A 17,879-nucleotide genomic window follows, 5' to 3' on the forward strand; every position below is an offset into this window, starting at 1 on the left:
TGGGGGACTTTGAGAGTTTTGTTCCCCCCAAAATTGGGGGGCTAGGGGGGCAAAATTCAGTATCAAAAAACTTGGGAGATATCCTCTAATTGAGTATCTACACTCTGATTATACCGAATTCCGTAAATTTTTCTTTATGTGCTGGTATTTCCCACCTGGTGGTGACTGAGGGGTTAGGAAACAGCGGATCTGGGAAGTCAGAAGGGCGTTGCTGATTCTGGGTATGCGCCCCCCTAGCCCCCCAATTTTGGGGGGAACAAAACTCTCAAAGTCCCCCCCGGTGAGCTTTCCAATGGGCGAGTAAATCGCCCTTGGGTCGCACCGCAAAGTTGGGGGATTTAGGGGGCTTTAACAAAACCAGATGATCACGCATCATTCCTTGATTCAGCAACGCCATGACAAACGCTGATAACTGATAACTGATAGCTGATAGCTGATAACTGATAGCTGATAGCTTAAATACTAACCCCATACTAACACAGCATACACTCCATAGATAAAATAAACACTAAGTACAATCGCAATAATAATCCGAGCCTTCATGGAAGTGTAGCGTCTCCATAATACAAAGCATCCCACGATAACAGCCAACACTTCTAGGGGAGCAAAAATATGACCATAATGACGAGAATCCCAATAAGACACAGGGCTTTCAAAGCGCCAGTTTGACAATGGAAAAAAGTGACGGTGGGCATCATCAGCATGGACAGGAAAATCTCCAATCCCATGAAGAGCCATGCTAGCAAACATAGCAATCAGAAACGTTTGACCAAAATAGTAAGCTAACAACCCACCTATTAGTATTAGTGGAAAAGAATTGAAAATATCGAAAAATACTTGCCAGCTTTGGTTATAATAGGATTCAGACCAGATTACATTTTCAGGAATTCCTCTGATTAATTTTTCATATACGTAAAAAATTACCATTGGCAAATCTGGTAAGATGGCACCGAACACAATTGGTAAATTATTTTCGGGCTTTCTTTTTTTTCCTAAAATTAGGAGATTGACGATGGCGTGAGCGGGAGTATTCACAAATTAGAGAATTAAGAATTTAGAATTTAGAATTTAGAATTTAGAGGGAGTCGGGAGTCGGGAATCGGGAGTCGGGAATCGGGAACAGAAATATGTCTGGCAAGGCAGATTTATGGGTATAATCCGCCCCCCTAGCCCCCCAATTTTGGGGGGAATAAAACTCTCAAGCGATGCAGCGCGGTCTTGGGGAGCCAGTGCGGTCTTGGGGGTTTCCCCCATGAGCAACTGGCGTGGTTTCCCCCATGAGCGACTGCATCAAGACAAGTCCCCCAAAGTTGGGGGATTTAGGGGGCTTTACCAAAACCAGACGAGCCCGCATTCATACTTCAATTCAGCAACGCCATATGTCTTAACCTTTACTTCGACTTCTATAACTTTAACCCTTCAACCTTCAACTTGTAACTTATAGCTTTTATTGCATTTATTAGTTACACTTATAAACCTCAAAGTCCCCCTTTTTAAGGGGGATTTAGGGGGATCGCTTTGTCCCTCATAGCTATAAGAATTGCTATATACCTTTCAACTTATATTCAACGGATTAACATCAATAGTCAAGCTAATATCTGGAGGACACATATCCTGAAATTCCCGCCAATTTACTAACCTTGCGGGCACAGTAGGAGCAAACTTAAGCAAAATCTGCCATCGATAGCGACGAGCAACCCGAATTACACTGGCTGGTGCTGGTCCTAGGATATCGTACTCGGCTTCAGGAGTATCTAACCTGTCGGCTAAATCCTCCGCTACCTTCTCCACGGCCACAGGATCCAATCCACTTATGCGCAACAGAATCAAATCACCATAAGGGGGATAGTTCAGTGCTGCCCGTTGTTCCAATTCGTCCGAGATAAACGACTGATAATTATGAGTTTTGACAGCCTGAATCACAGGATGGTCTGGGGAATAAGTTTGAATAATCACCTGACCAGGGTCATCCCCACGACCGGCACGACCTGCCACCTGAGTTAAGGTTTGGAATGCCCGCTCGGATGCTCGATAGTCTGACAAATACAGTAATCCATCTGCTGCTACCACTCCCACCAGTGTCACCTGAGCGAGATCTAATCCTTTGGTGAGCATTTGGGTCCCCACCAACAAGTCAGCTTCCCGATTAGCGAATTGAGTTAACAGAGTGCGATGAGCATTCTTGGTACGAGTGGTATCACTGTCAAATCGGATAATTCGCAACTCTGGAAACAGCTTCGCCAAATCTTGAACAACCCGCTGAGTACCACTACCGAAAAATTTCAGGTAGGGAGAACTACATTCTGGACAACTACGGGGATGGAGTTGTCCGAAATTGCAATAGTGGCACCGCAATACTTGAGTAGCCCCTTCATGAGTATAGTGATAGGACAAGGAAACATCACAGTTAGGGCATTCCACCACATGACCACAACTACGACAAGACACAAAGGTACTGTGTCCTCTGCGGGGGATAAATAAAATTCCTTGTTTCTCTTGTTCTTTTAGTCGTCTCAAGCGGTCTTGGAGAGAACGGCTAAAAATTGACCGATTCCCAGCTTGTAACTCCTGCCTCATATCCACAATTTCCACCGGTGGCAGGGGTCTGGATTGAATCCGTTCCGGCAGAGATAAGTAATGAGTGCTAAGTTCTGGATGCTGAGGAGGTGAACAGGTGAAAGGCTGAACCTCAGGAGCTGAAGAGGTCAGGGGATTAATTTCACTACCGATTTGACCATCTGTCGCTCCCCCCATCACCTTAAGAGTGACCCAGCTTTCCACTGAAGGAGTAGCTGAACCTAAAATAAGGGGACAATTTTCTAATTCTGCTCGCCACTGAGCAACGGTGCGAGCGTGGTAGGTAGGAATGGGTTGGTCTTGCTTGAAGCTAGAGTCGTGTTCTTCATCTAAAACGATTAATCCCAACTGGGGCAAGGGGGCAAAAACAGCAGAACGAGTGCCAATCACCACTTGTGGCTCACCTGGGATCATCTGTCGCCAGGTATCATAGCGCTCCCCTTTATTCAAGCCACTGTGGTAAACCCGAACTTTGTCACCAAAGCGAGCCCGGAAACGGTCAGTAATTTGAGGAGTTAAGCCAATTTCCGGCACCAACACCAAAGCGGATTTCCCTTGCGCTAGGATTGGTGCGATCGCTTGTAGATAGACCTCCGTTTTCCCAGACCCAGTCACCCCATGCAACAGCACTTGGGCAAACCCATCAATATTATTAATCAGGTCTAATGCACGGGATTGGGCATTTGTCAAGTTCTTCGGCGCATCTGTAGCCATGGTTGGTGAAGTCGCATTGCGCAATACTTCCCTAGCCTCAATCACCACATATCCCTTATCTTCCCATGAATTTATAGTTGAGGAACTAACATTACAAATTTGTGATAGTTCACTCAACCACAAATCCCCCCCACGACGGCGTAGCACCTCCAATACTTCCCGTTGCCGTCGAGTCAGATTAGACCGATTGATATCAGCCACCAGAGTCACAGCTTTCTTGAGCTTAGGACGAGTTGGCTTAGGAGCTTCCAGATAACTTTCCACCCAACCTCGCTTGAGCAAGTGACGTAATCCTGCTTTAGCCCCCTTTACCTGACGTTGGAGGTATTGCCAGCTGTAATCCCCATTGGGTTTAGCCTGAAGAATCTCCAAAATCTGACTTGCGGCTGAATTATTAATAAAGACATGAGCCTCTTTAGGCAAGGCCGAGGAATTGAGGCGAATTCGACGCTGCGATCGCCCTAACAGTCCTGGAGGTAAAGCAGACCGAATCACTTGGATTAGAGGGGTGCAGTAGTACTGAGCAACCCGCTCTAACAGTTGGCAGTAGGAACTTGGAAAGAAACCGGGACTGATCACCTCCTCTACGTCCTTAATTTTCTCCAGTGGTAAGTTTGGGGGTGGAGAGTCTACAATCCGAATAGCGATCGCTCCTAGCTGTTGAGTCCCGAATGACACACTCAGAACATCTCCAGGATTGATTGATACATCCAATGAATTACGATAAGTATATATACCTTGAACTCCTGGACAATCTACTAAGACTTCAACCCACTTTTCCTGGCCACCACCAGAAAAGTAAAGTGCTCTAGGCTCAGCTAACAGTAGACCTAAAGGAGGATTAGACATAGGGCAGCTTTGGTTTGGGAAGGCTCCTATTCTATCACTATTGGTAGATAGGAAAATTCTAAAATATGTGAGATCCTGTTTCCAGAGTCAAAATAAATAATAAAAGCAATGGGAAGAGAATTATCTCCCCTGCTTTCACCCTAGACTGTAACTAAAATCTATGTAATTAAACATTTCGTAATTACAGATACAACTAGCCAAACTGCTTCTGGTAAGCTTAAAATCATTAATTTATAATCACGTCAATCACACATAAACTACTTGAAGCAGGTTGGGTCACTGAGCTTTGAGGGTATGGAGCGTGTTTTAGCTGCTCTGTCTAGAGTATTAACTTCTTTGTGAAACCAGCAACACCAATTTTTTAGAACAGATTTCTCATTAAAGGCCAATTTTCAGCAACAAACAGCCTCAATCCCTCAGGGCAACGGTTTTAACAAACTTAAAATACACTTGCAACTCACACATCCCTATGAATATTACAGAATTAAACCAGACTCATACAATGCCTTCTACGGAAGAGAAAGATTTTTATGTTACTGACCACATTGAGCCAGAGGAAACAGATTTACAGCGTGTAGCCGTCGAATTCACCGAAGACGATGAACTAGTGGTCTCTACTTCCCATAATTTCCGGAAAAGCGGCTCTGATGACACGGTGGGTGCGTTCTTTAAGGAGATGGCTCGTTACCCATTGCTCAAGCCAGACGAAGAGGTAGATTTAGCCCGTCGGGTTAAGTTCCTAGTAGAAATAGACCATCTCCACAACAGCTTACAGGAAAAATTAGACCGTAAACCAACTAAGGCTGAGGTAGCTGCAGCGGTCGAGATGACAGAACGTCAGTTGGAGGGGAATTTATATCGTGGTCGTGTGGCAAAACGCAAGATGATTCGCTCGAACTTGCGCTTAGTGGTTTCAATTGCTAAACGATATATAAATCGGGGTGTACCATTTCTAGATTTGATTCAAGAAGGTGCGTTGGGCTTAAACCGAGCAGCGGAAAAGTTTGACCCAGATAAGGGTTACAAGTTTTCTACCTATGCTTATTGGTGGATTCGTCAGGCCATTACTCGTACTATTGCCAATGATGCCCGAACTATTCGTCTACCAATCCACATTGTCGAAAAGCTAAATAAACTTAAAAAAGCTCAGCGGGAACTTAAACAAAAACTGCAGCGCAATCCTAATGAACTAGAACTTGCTCAAGCGCTAGAAATTTCCCTCTCCCATTTGCGTCAGTTGCTAGAACTGCGTAGGCGCTCCCTTTCTTTGAATCACAGAGTTGGTAAAGGGGAAGACACAGAACTGATGGATTTGCTCGAAGACAATGATCTACGATTGCCCGAAGATAAGATGAATGAATCCATGATGCGCCAGGAGATTTGGGAGGTTCTCAGTGATGTTCTGACTGAGCGGGAAAAAGATGTGATTTCTCTACGCTATGGTTTAGCCAGCAGTGAACCCTACACCCTAGAAGAAGTAGGAGGCATGTTCAATCTCTCTCGGGAACGGGTGCGTCAGATTCAAAGCAAAGCCATGCGTAAGCTACGCCGTCCCCAAGTGGCTCGACGGCTTAGAGACTGGTTGACCTAGTGCAGCAGGTCTTAGGTCAGCTCTTGACTTATAGATAAAGGGTAAGCTATCAGCGTGTCGCGTATCAGCTATCAGCTATCAGCGAACAGCGATTAGCGCTACAGATGGTGCTACTTGAGGTGCTATCAGCGCTGTAGCCACGCTACCGGAACAGTTTATGCCCATAGCCAAAGCTACACCGAACAGCTTTTGAATAAAATAAACTGACGGCTGATGAATAAAATAAGCTGACGGCTGACGGCTGACGGCTGTTGGCGTAGCCTGGGCGTAGCGCATATGCTTACGATAAAGGTTATGTCGAAATCAGGTAATTCCAGTTAATTAGTTACCCATTACCAGAGAAGGGATATGATAATTAATCAAATTGTCTTTTTTATTGTCCCTTTGCCAGCACTATGGGTAACTTTACCTTAAGACCAGCCACAGAAGCTGATGTAGCGATTCTGTTTAATTTGATTAAGGCTCTAGCAGAGTATGAGAAACTCTCCGAAGCTGTCACTGGCAATGTTGATGACCTGAAAGAACACCTGTTCGGCGCTAAACCCTACGTAGAGGCGATTATCGTTGAACAGGGTGGTCAAGGAGTGGGATTTGCACTGTTTTTTAACAACTATTCCACATTTCTAACTAAGCCAGGAATTTATCTAGAAGATTTATTTGTATTACCGGAATTTCGCCGCCAAGGCATCGGTAAAGCTATACTCAGTTACCTGGCTCAGCTAGCAGTGGACCGTGGCTATGGGCGTTTAGAATGGAGTGTACTGGATTGGAATGAACCTGCCATCGCATTTTATGAACGTATGGGAGCAGCAGTATTGCCAGACTGGAGAATTTGTCGAGTGACTGGGATAGGTCTCAATCAGCTAGCTGAGTATACTGATCCGGCAACGACTGACTAATGTTGCTTAAATGCTATACTAGGAAGTATATGCAGCTGCGACTCTAAACCCCTAGTTGCAGGTAAACTGCAAAAAGGACATAGGGTAATTTACATATTGGTTGATATAAAAAAAATCACAAATGACTATTTGGGTAAACGAGCAGATTGATCCATCGGGTCTTCTCTACTCTTGTATTGCCACTTGCAACGAAGAGCAGGCTAAGGATTGCCACGAGTCGTTTCAGGAGAACTTGACTGATCAGCAAAAAGCAGCGGGTTGGGTTGCCCGATTACGCACAGTTAAGTCTTGGGATGAAGTGCCGGTGAATACCTTGAAACTTAATTAGAATGTAGAATGTAGAATTGAGAATTGAGAATGAAGAATTGAGAATTGAGAATTGAGAATGAAGAATTGAGAATTCTACATTCATTCTACATTCTACATTCATTCTACATTCTACATTCTGCATTCTACATTCATTCTACATTCTACATTCTACATTCTACATTCTGCATTCTACATTCGCGCATTCTACATTCTACATTCTGCATTCTACATTCGCGCATTCTACATTCTCGGCGTTGCTGAATTAAGGAATGAATGCGCGATCATCTAGTTTTATTAAAGCCCCCGTTGGTCCCCCAAGCGAGCAATCCCTCGCTTGGGGGACTTTGAGAGTTTTTCCCCCCAAGCGAGCAATCCCTCGCTTGGGGGGCTAGGGGGGCGAAACCATACTGAGAATCAGCAACGCCACATTCTCAGCCTAAGATCTATTTTGGCTTGGGCAGTCGTAGCAAATTGGAACGGATTGGACCGAGAATGCGGTTTAGCTCACGCAATTGATCAGCTGTCCCCATACAAATCAGCAGGTCTCCTGGTATGAGTTTAGTGTCACCGTCTGGTCCAGCAATCAGACGACCGGAATCCCGGCGAATTGCTAAAACCAAAGCACCAGTTTGCGATCGCAGTCGGGCTTCCCTGAGGGTTTTGCCCACGCAAGGACAGGTTTCGGGGTCTAGCAGAAACTCTTCCATATAAAAAGAGCTATCAGTTCCGGTTAGAATCCCATCCACAAAATCCATGACTTGGGGTCTAAGGGCTGCAGCTGCCAAGCGTCTACCACCAGTGATGTAGGGAGAGACTACAGCATCTGCACCAGCTCGCTGCAACTTTTGAACAGCTTCTTCGGAGCTAGCACGAGCGATGGCTCGAATTCGAGGATTGAGGGTTTTGGCAGACAAGATAATATAGAGATTTTCAGCATCTGAGGGCAGGGCAGCCACCAGACAAATTGCCCGTTCAATCCCCACATTTAGCAGAGTTTCATCCAAGGTGGCATCTCCGTGTACAGAAATACAACCCATATCCTGGACAGCCTGAACCTGTTCCAATCGGGAGTCAATTGTTACAAATGGGATGCCCTCAGCCTTAAATTCCAGAGCAATCTGACGCCCAGTCCGTCCAAACCCACACAAAATGTAGTGTTTCGTCAAACTATCTAGCAAGCGCTTCTGTTGCCTCATGCGAATTCCATCTTGAAAGTAGCCTTGAATTAGGGCTTCTGTAAACCGGTTAACAATGTAACCGATACTAATAATGCCCATAAAAATCAGACAAATGCTAAATAGTTTTGCCCGATCTCCCATCGGCCGTACTTCTTGATAGCCCACTGTCGAAAGGGTGATTACCGTCATGTAGGCTGACTCCAACCAGCCCCAGCCTTCAACCACCCGATACCACAGAGTTCCAATCAGAAATACACCCCCGAGAGTGATCGCACCGGCAATCAGCTCTTGGCGAAGACGTCGATATTTTTGCTCAAGGGTTGAATACACCGTTGCTTGTCATGGGTTAACTTAACTTAATACCTAGATAAAATTCAGGTGAAACTGGCAACACCGACAGCTGACAGTGGTTTTTAATATTACATATATGAATATGATTAAGTGTATTGGTTTGCTATCGGTATAGTTGACAAATATAGTTGACAGATATAGTTAACAAATATAGTTAACAAATATAGTTAACAAATATAGTTAATAAATATAGTTGATAAATATAGTTCACAGATACGGCGGTTTGCAATTCAGTTAGGTACAAAGTTCTGGGTTTTTAGGGAACAGAGAACAGCGGATCTGGGAACAGGGACAACAATCCTGTGTACCTGATAGTTATGCAAACCGCCCTATATAGTTCACAGATATAGTTCACAGATATAGTTCACAGATATAGTTCACAGATATATAGTTCACAGATATATAGTTCACAGATATATAGTTCACAGATATAGTTCACAGATATAGTTCACAGATATAGTTCACAGATATAGTTCACAGATATAGTTCACAGATATAGTTCACAGATATAGTTCACAGATATAGTTCACAGATATAGTTCACAGATATAGTTCACAGATATAGTTCACAGATATAGTTCACAGATATAGTTCACAGATATAGTTCACAGATATAGTTCACAGATATAGTTCACAGATATAGTTCACAGATATAGTTCACAGATATAGTTCACAAATATAATATATAGTTCAAAGATATAGTTCACAGATATAGTAAAGTGTTCAAGACATATGAAACCAGGCGGTCAATGCGACTGCCAAGGCATCTGCTAAATCATCTGGTTTGGGGATGGTGTCTAAGTTTAACTCCCGCATAACAGCCTGCTGAACCTCATATTTATCCGCATTACCATATCCGGTCATTGCCTGTTTAATCTGACCCGGTGTAAACTCTACCATTGGAACTTGATGTTGTGCTGTTACTAACACCACAACACCCCGTGCCTGAGCTACGGAGATCGTAGTACTCATACGGTAGAAAAAAAGTTTTTCAATCGCCACCAGATCCGGTTGGCAGTGTTCAAGCAGGGTGTGTAAATCCTCGTAAATCGTACACAGTCGTGAGCCGTAATCAGTCTTGGCAGGGGTTTGGATGATGCCAAAATCTAGCAACTGCAATGGTTCAAGGGTTGCCTGTATTAGTGACTGCCTAGAAGGCTTGGCCACTCCTAAGGAGCCTTTTGTGTTTGCTGACTTACTAATTTTGGTGGTTTGGCAACTAATTGCGCCAAAACCTAAAGTAGCTAGTCCTGGGTCAATTCCCAAAATTCGCTTTTCCATCTGGCTCACTGCAGTTAATCCCTTTCGAGTGTAATCACTAAATTAGGTTAATGGTGTTAGTGCTATCATCCCTATTACCTAGTGCTATGATCCCTAGTACCTGTAGCGTTCGGCATTAAGTCATGACCTCTAAGCAGCCACACCTTAACGGGAATCAAAGAAGTCTGGGGTAGCTGACTACTTGGGATTATTCTGTTTCACCCCGTATTTTTTGGGGTTACGCTACTACTCTCATACCCTAAATGGCAACTCAATCGACCTCACCACTTTCGGCATATCCACGGGTAAATTCTGATCATAACGTTTAGGTACCGGATATTGTATTAATCACACCTTAGCCTAATTATCTGAAACTGTGGTGATCAGTACCAGCTTCATGGTGAATTCACCATTGAGGTGCGACCCTAGGGCGCGAGCAATCCCTCGCGCCCTAGGAGGCGCGCACCTTTATCAGTAATATCAATGAAAACCGCTATACCTGAAGGGTGAGCGGCTATGTGAATCACGCGCTTTTCACACGAATGTTTGATTAGGCAAAGAAAGTACCAATCTGACAGGCACTTCCGGAGCCTTAGCCGTTCCTCACTACATGCATCGCCTCCTTGTCAAGTGCTGGAGTTCGACCAGCAATGTCTATCCAGCTTTTGTATTTACCATACTGAGTGTAGTTATGTCCTCAATCAGTCTTTTCAAAAGAGCTCTACGTACCCTACAAAATGAATCGAGAGGTCGAATTCCTCAGCGGGTCAACCGTTGGTTTAAGTGGTTAGCCCCTGGATTACTGGTGAAGCGTTGGATACTTTTAAGTGCTGGTGGTGTAGTGCTAACAAGTTTGGGATTAGCGATTTGGGTAAAGCTGACCCCAGTTTTTTACATCATTAAATTCACAGCCCAAGTTTTAGAGAAAATTACCACCATTATTCCTAACCATGTGTCTGGTCCAATTGCGCTGATCTTGGGTCTGGTTTTCATCTTCTGGGGGCAAACCCGGACGGTAGGATCAATTACGGAAGTTTTAAAACCCGACCACGATCGAAAACTGATTGATGTGCTGATGGATCATCGTCGGTTAAACCGGGGACCGAAAATTGTAGTCATTGGGGGTGGCACTGGTCTTTCTAGCTTACTTAGAGGACTAAAGGTTTATAGTGCTAATATCACTGCTATTGTTACGGTAGCTGATGATGGCGGTTCCAGTGGACGGCTGCGACGGGAAATTGGAGTGCTACCACCGGGGGATATTCGTCACTGTTTAACGGCACTGGCAGACCAAGAAAAGTTGTTAACCGAACTGTTTGAATACCGTTTTCGAGCTGGTAGTGGTTTAGTCGGTCACAGTTTTGGAAACCTTTTCCTGACCGCAATGAGTGATATTACTGGGGATCTAGAACAAGCTGTTGCTGCTAGTTCTCAGGTATTAGCAGTGCGAGGAAGAGTGTTGCCAGCTACCCTAACTGATGTCAGCCTTTGGGCTGAATTAGCTGATGGACGTCGGATTGAAGGAGAGTCTAATATTACTGATGCTCGGGGAGTGATCAAAAAAATTGGTTGTACTCCCGAACATCCACCTGCTTTACCAGCAGCACTCAAGGCAATTCAGGAAGCAGATTATATTATAATAGGACCCGGTAGCCTCTATACCAGCATTATTCCCAATCTGTTGGTGCCAGAAATTACCGATGCGATCGCAGCTCGCTTGATACCCCGCATCTACGTTTGTAATATCATGACCCAGCCAGGGGAAACTGATGGATATAGTGTCTCTGATCATATCAAAGCTATTGATGAAGCCTGTGGGAAAAGGCTATTTAACGCGATACTGGTGAATCGAAAATACCCCTCAGCTGGCTCACTGATTAAGTATGCTCAAGTTAAGTCTCATCCAGTATTTCTAGATCGAGAAGAAACTTCTAAATTAGGGCGTCGGATTGTAGTGACCAATGTAATGTATGAAGATGAGGAAACTAATTTAGTGCGGCACAATTCAGAAAGGCTGGCAAGGGTTTTATTACGATGGTATAGTCGAGCGCATGCTTAGATAAGGTGAGTGCGATGAAAATTTTTAAAGGAAAATAAAAGCTGAGATGTTAACTCAGAATAACCATTATTCGAGGTACTCTATTGCTAATAACTAATGACCAAAATTTTTCTAGCTGATGCTGAAGCAACCCGTACGCTAGGTGTGGAATTGGGGAAAACTCTCCCAGCTAGTAGCATCATTTTGCTGGAGGGAGACTTAGGGGCTGGCAAAACAACCCTAGTTCAGGGTATTGGTGAGGGACTAGGCATTTCTGATGCCATTGTTAGTCCCACCTTTACTCTGATCAATGAGTACACAGAGGGACGTCTTCCCCTGTATCACCTCGATTTGTACCGCTTATCCACCTCAGAAGTAGAGTCATTAAACCCAGAACACTACTCGGAGGGAATTGAGGTTGCTCCGGGAATTGTGGCCATCGAGTGGGCTGAGCGCCTACACTATTTGCCACCCAGTTATCTACATCTGACACTAACCTATTCCCAGGACGGTGGACGTCAGGCTCAATTCACCTGTAACGGTCAGTTTGATTTAGGTTGGCTGTTGGATAGGTTATCTGGTTGTTCGCCCTTGGCGTCGAGTGTAGAGTAGGTTAAAGGTTAGTGGGATTGAGGTTGCCTGTTTGATAAGTTAGAAGGTTTAAGGTCTAAGGTTAGAAAGGTTGAACGCGATCGCGTGGCCGAAAGGCCAAGGTTAAGTACCTGGACATAAATTCCGTTAACTGTGTTGTTAACTTGATTAGAGTTACTCAACCCCTTTCTGTTTCCTGATCCGAAGTTCCCTATTTCTTGATATCAACAGTCAACTTTAATTTTTTCCCACTACCTATTCAATCCTATTATTAAATCCTATAGTTAAATCCGATAGTGTTTAACTGGTAAAAGTTAAAGCTTCACCTCGCACATCTGTGTTCAATTTTCCTCTGTCGTAGACTACTTGACCACCAACAATGGTCATCACTGGCCATCCGGTTAAGTTCCAACCTTCAAAAGGACTCCAGCCGCATTTTGTTAAAAGTTCTTCCCGTAACACTGGGTGGTAATTTTCCAAATCTACCAGTACCAAATCCGCATCATAGCCAGGAGCGATCGCACCTTTGTTGGGAATTCCATAAGCCTTAGCAACTGCTGTAGACATCCAGTCAGATACTTGAGCCACACTACACCGTCCCTCTATGGCTTGAGTCAGCATCAGTGGCAGAGATGTTTCTACTCCAGGCATTCCCGAAGGAGTGTGGGGGTACCCTTTGGCTTTTTCCTCCAAGGTATGAGGAGCATGGTCTGTAGCGATAAAATCGATCACGCCATCGAGTAGAGCTTGCCAAAGAACTTCGTTGTCGTGGCAGGAGCGCAAAGGCGGATTCATCTGTGCCAGGGTACCAATCTCTGCATAGGCATCGGTATTTAGTAATAAGTGCTGGGGAGTGACTTCCGCCGTCACCCAGCTAGGTTTGTCTTCCCTAAGCAATTCAGCTTCTTCCGCTGTGGATAGGTGCAAAATATGCAAGCGCCGCTGATATTTTTTAGACAACTTCAGGGCTAACTTGGTGGCATTAAGGGCAGCTTGATTGTCCTGAATCTTAGAGTGAACAGCAGGGTCAGTAATTCCAGCAAATTCCTTACGCCGCTGATTAATTCTAGCTTGGTCTTCAGCGTGTACTGCAATTAAGCGATTGTACTTCCGAGAACCTTCGCTAAAACCTTGAGCAAAAATTGGTTCTATCACTGCTTCATGATCTACCAATAGTGCACCATGAGCTGAACCCATGAATATCTTAATCCCACAAGTCGGCTGGGCATTGTGCAAATCTGGCTGATTTGCTGGTGTTGCACCGATAAAAAAGCCATAATTAACTAAACACTTATCTGCCGCTCGCTTGAGCTTGTCATCCAGTGGGGCTTGGGTCGTCGTCGGAGGACGAGTATTCGGCATCTCTAAAAAGGACGTCACTCCACCCTTGGCACAGGCACAACTGGCAGTAAATAAGTCTTCTTTATGTTCTAGACCTGGTTCCCGAAAATGGACTTGGGGATCAATTACCCCTGGCAACAAAGTTAAGCCTTGAGCGTCTATTTCTTTATATGCCGTAACGTCCGTTGGCACTGGGATTTCTGGGGCAACCTGAACAATCCTTCGACCGCAGGTGTGGATATCCCCCAGTAAAAATTCACCAGAGGGCAATAGAATACGAGCATGGCGGATAAACAAGCAAAAGTCAGACAACATAGGAGGATGTTAGAATTTGACAGTTTCCCTGCTCGGTGTCTAGGTAGATACAGTAGATACAAACCTGATATATAGCTAAATACAGACAACCGCAGCTAACCTACCACCATGGCACAAACAAACAGGGTTGTCCTGCCAAATTGACTTTATTCACAAAACTTTACATAATCTTGATTTAGGCTCCCCTACTAACTTTAAATTTTTAAGATCTAGCTAGAAAACCCCAGAGGTTTAAATTTGCTGTTAAATTTGCTGTTAAACTTGCTGATAATTTCCCAATCAGCTATTTGTTTAAATTTCCTCAAACTTGTGTATCGGTAGTAGTTGAATGGATATGAGTCGTGTACCAGATAAAAGACCAGAAAAAAAACCTACACAGCCTTCTAAAGACAATGCTTGGGTAGAAGGAATCAAAACGATTAGCTTGAGTGCTGTTCTTGCCTTTGGGATTCGCACGTTTGTGGCTGAAGCGCGATACATCCCATCGGGATCGATGCTACCGACACTACAGATTAACGACCGCTTGATTATTGATAAGATAAGTTATCGCTTTTTCCAAGACCCACAACGAGGAGAAATTGTGGTATTTGCTCCCACTGAAAGGCTGAAAGAGCAAAACTTTAAAGATGCTTTTATCAAGCGTGTAATTGGTTTACCCGGTGACAAGGTTTTGGTGAAAAATGGGCGAGTTTATATCAATGATAAAGAAATAGAGGAAAAGTATATCGAAGAAGCACCACAGTACGATTTTGGACCACAAACAGTACCACCAGACCAATACCTAGTACTGGGAGATAACCGTAACAATAGTTACGACTCTCACCACTGGGGCTTTGTCCCTCGTGACAAAATTATCGGTCGTGCTGTAGTGCGGTTTTGGCCGTTAAATCGAATGGGGAAATTGAAACCAAATCCGATTTATCCTGAAGGATTAAATCAGTCAACTGACTTATGAAGTCTAAGTACTTCATTATTCATATTTTACACTCGCTTCGCTCGCTGGACACCAAGTTTGCACGACACGACCAATTAATTCTTGCCCTAGCCAGGGGGTATTACTAGAAAGGGATTTGAGGTTTTTTTGGTGAACAATCCAAGGGGATTGAGGATTGAATAAGACTAACTCAGCGGATTGACCAGTAGCAGTGCTAGGGGGGTCTTGCTGTAGACAAATAGCAGGATTTGTGCTAAGACTTTTCCAAAGTTCTAAAGCTGACCAATCCCCTGTCTCGACTAGAGTATGCCAGAGCAGGGGTAGGGCTAGCTCTAAACCAATCACTCCTGGTGGTGCTTCAGCAAAGGCAACGGTTTTTTCTTCATAAGTGTAGGGAGCGTGGTCAATTGCGATCGCATCAATAATCCCCTCCCGAACACCTCGGATCAGTGCGGCTTGGTCAACTGGGTTTCCCAACGGCGGTTCCAAGCGCAAATTGGAGTTGTAACTGCATAAGTCTTCCGTATTGAGCAATAGATGCATCCAAGTGGTACTGGCTGTTACTGGCAACCCCGCTGCTTTGGCTGATTCAATCAATTGGACAGCACGACTGGTGGAGATACGCATGAGATGGACTGGCGTGCCAGTGGTTGCTACCACTTCTAATAAGGCAGCGATAGCGGATGATTCTGCGATCGCAGGATTCCCTGGCAAACCCAAAGCAATTGACTGGATACCTTCTCGCATCACTCCCCCATTTGCCAACTTAGGGTCACAAGCCCAAAGTGCCACTGGTTTACCCAAGGATTGTAGGTATTCCAACAACCGTCGAACTAGTGCTAAATTACATAAAGGACCTTCATCGGTAAAGCCCACTACTCCCCCTAAAGCTAGTTCAGCTAATTCAGTCATTTGCTGTCCTTCTAACCCGATGGTGAAGGCACCCCAGTGATAGAGTTGAGGTGAGCAAGGGGGGAGGCTTAGATAGGGAGAGTTTTGGAGTTCTTGCCGTTGTGCTAAAACAGCAGAATTGTCTAGGGGGGGTTTAGTGTCAGGCAAAATGGCTAAGCGAGTAAAGCCTCCATTTGCCGCTGCTGCCAGTAGTGAAGACCAGGTTTCCCGTTGCTCATGTCCTGGTGCACCAGAATGGCTGTAGAGGTCTACTAGTCCTGGTCCTAAAATGTGTCCCTGACAATCTTGCACCACTGTATCGCCAGAGATTTCCTTGATGTGAGTTTCTACTGCCGTGATTACACCATCAGTAATCAGCACATCAGCGACTTGGTCAATTCCAGAAACTGGGTCTAAAACCCGGACTTGTTGAAGTAGTTTACTATTCATTGGGGAAACGGAAAATGAAAAATAATTGGCTTTTAACTTAATCCCCCTTTCTAGCTAATCATATTTAAATTACTTGTTATGACGACTTATTTTTTACATTACTAAGTATATTTTTAAAATATAGCAGTCGCCAGCGATGCAGCGCGGTCTTGGGGAGGCAGCGCGGTCTTGGGGGTCCCCCCCATGAGCGACTGCCGTGGTTTCCCCCGGAGACGAAACCTGATTACGTTGAGCCTTTATGGTTGGTAGGTTATGCAAAAAAGGGTTAAAACTTATTGATTAAGGCTCAACTGTCTTACGGTAACTTCAAACCATGAGCGACTGCATCAAGACAGGGCAGTTAGGACATGACAAAAGTCTCAAACCTAAGTAAGCGCAAGAGTTTGACTTCTGACTTCTGACTTCTGACTTTTGACTTCTGCTATACCACTTTGCCAGATTTTGTCAGACTTATAAAGATGTAATAAATAGGCCGAAAACAATTTATTTTTCAAGCTTTATGAGTCATTACAGACTTTCTGGGAGCATCCAAATTTGGAATAAACATACCACATTAAGCTGTATTAACGTGATGTTAATGCCTATAGAATAAGAGATATTTCCCAAAATAGTATGCTCCCGAATTGATTAATTTTTATTGGCAGCAAATACGTTAACCAATTTGACCACTTGTGCAGGTCTATGATAAAATGTCCAATGCTGCGGAGACTCTGTTATAGCGTCAGTGTTGGATATTTTCAGCCTTTTTGTGATGTCTTCACTATTGGAAAACGTGGCTAAGTAAGTTGTTATTTCGCTAGCGCTGTAAGTAACATAATCATCATCATTTTCTATTTGACCGTTTCTATCTCCTGGAGCATCATTTTTCAAAAGAAGAAATGAGATATGGTTAGGGGGAGCAATAAGTTCCACATATTGCGTCGGCAACAGATCACGGTCACAAAATGAATGTAGAGTTAAGTCACATATTTCCATCTCAGTTTCACTACTCGCCAGGGCATTCATCCCATTGATTGTTAGCACTAGCATACAGGTTAATAACGTTACAAAACAAGTTTTGATCATTTTTTTCATTTCTTTTTTGCTTCTCCTACTTTTGGCAGACTGTAGTCAATTAACTAATTTTTTAACACTACTACGTTTTCTACCTGAAAGTTGAGGTGTAAAACCTAATAGTTGAGGTCAAAAAAATCTTTATTGAAGGCTAAACTCGAGCACTGTTGGACTTTTCTCATTTTCTCAGTATAAACGAGTTGTTCGAGTTTAAAACCACTCGCTGCAAATAAGTCATTATATTCTTATTCCGTGCGCCAGTAACCTTCAACCGATTAACCTTCAACCTATTTTCACATTCGCTCCATAAACTGCTACTGCCCTGGTTGACTGACAAAAGTTGAGCGCGATTTCACGAACCCCTTACCAGGGATGGGCGCTTTGGGCATTGACATCTGGTTGGGGTCGCGGTGCATTCTCAGGAAAGAAACCACTCACATCCCAAAAATGCTGTGAAAATAAACTCCCGCCTCTACAATGCCTTGAAGACAAAGATTGGTCAACCCTCTGACTGGGCGCATCTGAGTCATCTGACCACC

General features: G+C 44.2%; 17 protein-coding genes. 6 read left to right on the forward strand and 11 right to left on the reverse strand.

The window, feature by feature from the left end; translation table 11 throughout:
- Positions 1-265: 265 nt before the first annotated feature.
- The 4 genes from F6K37_RS13885 to priA form a co-directional block, all read right to left on the reverse strand.
- Positions 266-472: a hypothetical protein gene (locus F6K37_RS13885; RefSeq protein ID WP_287250798.1), complete on the reverse strand. Its 207-nt coding sequence runs from the start codon at positions 470-472 to the stop codon at positions 266-268.
- On the reverse strand, positions 463-1,035 hold the full coding sequence (locus F6K37_RS13890; protein WP_287250800.1) for a hypothetical protein: 573 nt from the start codon (positions 1,033-1,035) through the stop codon (positions 463-465). Before F6K37_RS13890 ends, F6K37_RS13885 begins: the two co-directional genes overlap by 10 nt.
- Positions 1,036-1,068: 33 nt before the next feature.
- Positions 1,069-1,254 (reverse strand): hypothetical protein, encoded by a 186-nt coding sequence (locus F6K37_RS13895; protein WP_287250802.1) that lies wholly within the window; start codon positions 1,252-1,254, stop codon positions 1,069-1,071.
- Positions 1,255-1,554: 300 nt separating this feature from the next.
- On the reverse strand, positions 1,555-4,140 hold the full coding sequence (gene priA / locus F6K37_RS13900) for a primosomal protein N' (protein ID WP_287250803.1): 2,586 nt from the start codon (positions 4,138-4,140) through the stop codon (positions 1,555-1,557).
- Between the two features lie 469 nt (positions 4,141-4,609).
- On the opposite strand from priA, the gene F6K37_RS13905 reads away from it, so the two are divergent.
- Positions 4,610-5,731, forward strand: coding sequence for an RNA polymerase sigma factor, RpoD/SigA family (locus tag F6K37_RS13905; RefSeq protein WP_008186088.1), 1,122 nt, complete (start codon positions 4,610-4,612; stop codon positions 5,729-5,731).
- 78 nt (positions 5,732-5,809) lie between these two features.
- Here the strand turns inward: F6K37_RS13905 and F6K37_RS13910 are convergent, their stop codons facing one another.
- Positions 5,810-6,007, reverse strand: a complete 198-nt coding sequence (locus F6K37_RS13910; RefSeq protein WP_131826836.1) for a hypothetical protein — start codon at positions 6,005-6,007, stop codon at positions 5,810-5,812.
- Between the two features lie 119 nt (positions 6,008-6,126).
- On the opposite strand from F6K37_RS13910, the gene F6K37_RS13915 reads away from it, so the two are divergent.
- Both F6K37_RS13915 and F6K37_RS13920 read left to right on the forward strand, forming a co-directional pair.
- Positions 6,127-6,630, forward strand: a complete 504-nt coding sequence (locus F6K37_RS13915; protein ID WP_287250805.1) for a GNAT family N-acetyltransferase — start codon at positions 6,127-6,129, stop codon at positions 6,628-6,630.
- Between the two features lie 121 nt (positions 6,631-6,751).
- Entirely contained in the window at positions 6,752-6,958 is a 207-nt protein-coding gene (locus tag F6K37_RS13920; RefSeq protein ID WP_008186091.1) for a hypothetical protein, read from the forward strand.
- A gap of 424 nt (positions 6,959-7,382) precedes the next feature.
- On the opposite strand, the gene F6K37_RS13925 is transcribed toward F6K37_RS13920, so the two are convergent.
- Entirely contained in the window at positions 7,383-8,447 is a 1,065-nt protein-coding gene (locus F6K37_RS13925; protein WP_008186093.1) for a potassium channel family protein, read from the reverse strand.
- Between the two features lie 743 nt (positions 8,448-9,190).
- Positions 9,191-9,748, reverse strand: coding sequence for a crossover junction endodeoxyribonuclease RuvC (gene ruvC / locus F6K37_RS13930; protein WP_008186095.1), 558 nt, complete (start codon positions 9,746-9,748; stop codon positions 9,191-9,193).
- Between the two features lie 670 nt (positions 9,749-10,418).
- On the opposite strand from ruvC, the gene F6K37_RS13935 reads away from it, so the two are divergent.
- Positions 10,419-11,786, forward strand: coding sequence for a gluconeogenesis factor YvcK family protein (locus tag F6K37_RS13935; protein WP_008186098.1), 1,368 nt, complete (start codon positions 10,419-10,421; stop codon positions 11,784-11,786).
- Between the two features lie 96 nt (positions 11,787-11,882).
- On the forward strand, positions 11,883-12,377 hold the full coding sequence (gene tsaE / locus F6K37_RS13940; RefSeq protein WP_287250809.1) for a tRNA (adenosine(37)-N6)-threonylcarbamoyltransferase complex ATPase subunit type 1 TsaE: 495 nt from the start codon (positions 11,883-11,885) through the stop codon (positions 12,375-12,377).
- An 8-nt stretch (positions 12,378-12,385) separates the two neighbouring features.
- Here tsaE and F6K37_RS13945 read toward each other — a convergent pair whose 3' ends face one another.
- On the reverse strand, positions 12,386-12,538 hold the full coding sequence (locus tag F6K37_RS13945; RefSeq protein ID WP_154659841.1) for a hypothetical protein: 153 nt from the start codon (positions 12,536-12,538) through the stop codon (positions 12,386-12,388).
- Positions 12,539-12,656: 118 nt separating this feature from the next.
- Positions 12,657-14,012 (reverse strand): dihydroorotase, encoded by a 1,356-nt coding sequence (locus F6K37_RS13950; protein ID WP_008186102.1) that lies wholly within the window; start codon positions 14,010-14,012, stop codon positions 12,657-12,659.
- Between the two features lie 334 nt (positions 14,013-14,346).
- Here F6K37_RS13950 and lepB point away from each other — a divergent pair, with 334 nt between their 5' ends.
- Positions 14,347-14,967 (forward strand): signal peptidase I, encoded by a 621-nt coding sequence (gene lepB / locus F6K37_RS13955; protein WP_044493708.1) that lies wholly within the window; start codon positions 14,347-14,349, stop codon positions 14,965-14,967.
- Between the two features lie 15 nt (positions 14,968-14,982).
- Here the strand turns inward: lepB and F6K37_RS13960 are convergent, their stop codons facing one another.
- Both F6K37_RS13960 and F6K37_RS13965 read right to left on the reverse strand, forming a co-directional pair.
- The gene (locus tag F6K37_RS13960) at positions 14,983-16,287 is read right to left on the reverse strand and encodes a dihydroorotase (RefSeq protein ID WP_287250812.1); all 1,305 of its coding nucleotides are present in this window, start codon (positions 16,285-16,287) and stop codon (positions 14,983-14,985) included.
- Positions 16,288-16,914: 627 nt separating this feature from the next.
- A complete protein-coding gene (locus F6K37_RS13965) occupies positions 16,915-17,361 on the reverse strand; it encodes a hypothetical protein (protein WP_287250814.1) in 447 nt (148 codons plus the stop codon).
- Between the last annotated feature and the right edge of the window lie 518 nt (positions 17,362-17,879).

This window comes from Moorena sp. SIO4E2 (assembly GCF_010671945.1).
Taxonomy (GTDB): domain Bacteria; phylum Cyanobacteriota; class Cyanobacteriia; order Cyanobacteriales; family Coleofasciculaceae; genus Moorena; species Moorena producens.

What these genes read in the sequence shown, in the direction of transcription:
- F6K37_RS13965 (WP_287250814.1), bottom strand. Translation starts at nt 17,361, where the DNA reads ATGAAAAAAATGATCAAAACTTGTTTTGTAACGTTATTAACCTGTATG.
- F6K37_RS13915 (WP_287250805.1), top strand. Translation starts at nt 6,127, where the DNA reads ATGGGTAACTTTACCTTAAGACCAGCCACAGAAGCTGATGTAGCGATT.
- F6K37_RS13935 (WP_008186098.1), top strand. Translation starts at nt 10,419, where the DNA reads ATGTCCTCAATCAGTCTTTTCAAAAGAGCTCTACGTACCCTACAAAAT.
- F6K37_RS13905 (WP_008186088.1), top strand. Translation starts at nt 4,610, where the DNA reads ATGAATATTACAGAATTAAACCAGACTCATACAATGCCTTCTACGGAA.
- F6K37_RS13885 (WP_287250798.1), bottom strand. Translation starts at nt 472, where the DNA reads ATGGGGTTAGTATTTAAGCTATCAGCTATCAGTTATCAGCTATCAGCT.
- F6K37_RS13910 (WP_131826836.1), bottom strand. Translation starts at nt 6,007, where the DNA reads ATGCGCTACGCCCAGGCTACGCCAACAGCCGTCAGCCGTCAGCCGTCA.
- priA (WP_287250803.1), bottom strand. Translation starts at nt 4,140, where the DNA reads ATGTCTAATCCTCCTTTAGGTCTACTGTTAGCTGAGCCTAGAGCACTT.
- tsaE (WP_287250809.1), top strand. Translation starts at nt 11,883, where the DNA reads ATGACCAAAATTTTTCTAGCTGATGCTGAAGCAACCCGTACGCTAGGT.
- lepB (WP_044493708.1), top strand. Translation starts at nt 14,347, where the DNA reads ATGAGTCGTGTACCAGATAAAAGACCAGAAAAAAAACCTACACAGCCT.
- ruvC (WP_008186095.1), bottom strand. Translation starts at nt 9,748, where the DNA reads ATGGAAAAGCGAATTTTGGGAATTGACCCAGGACTAGCTACTTTAGGT.
- F6K37_RS13920 (WP_008186091.1), top strand. Translation starts at nt 6,752, where the DNA reads ATGACTATTTGGGTAAACGAGCAGATTGATCCATCGGGTCTTCTCTAC.
- F6K37_RS13895 (WP_287250802.1), bottom strand. Translation starts at nt 1,254, where the DNA reads ATGGGGGAAACCCCCAAGACCGCACTGGCTCCCCAAGACCGCGCTGCA.
- F6K37_RS13960 (WP_287250812.1), bottom strand. Translation starts at nt 16,287, where the DNA reads ATGAATAGTAAACTACTTCAACAAGTCCGGGTTTTAGACCCAGTTTCT.
- F6K37_RS13950 (WP_008186102.1), bottom strand. Translation starts at nt 14,012, where the DNA reads ATGTTGTCTGACTTTTGCTTGTTTATCCGCCATGCTCGTATTCTATTG.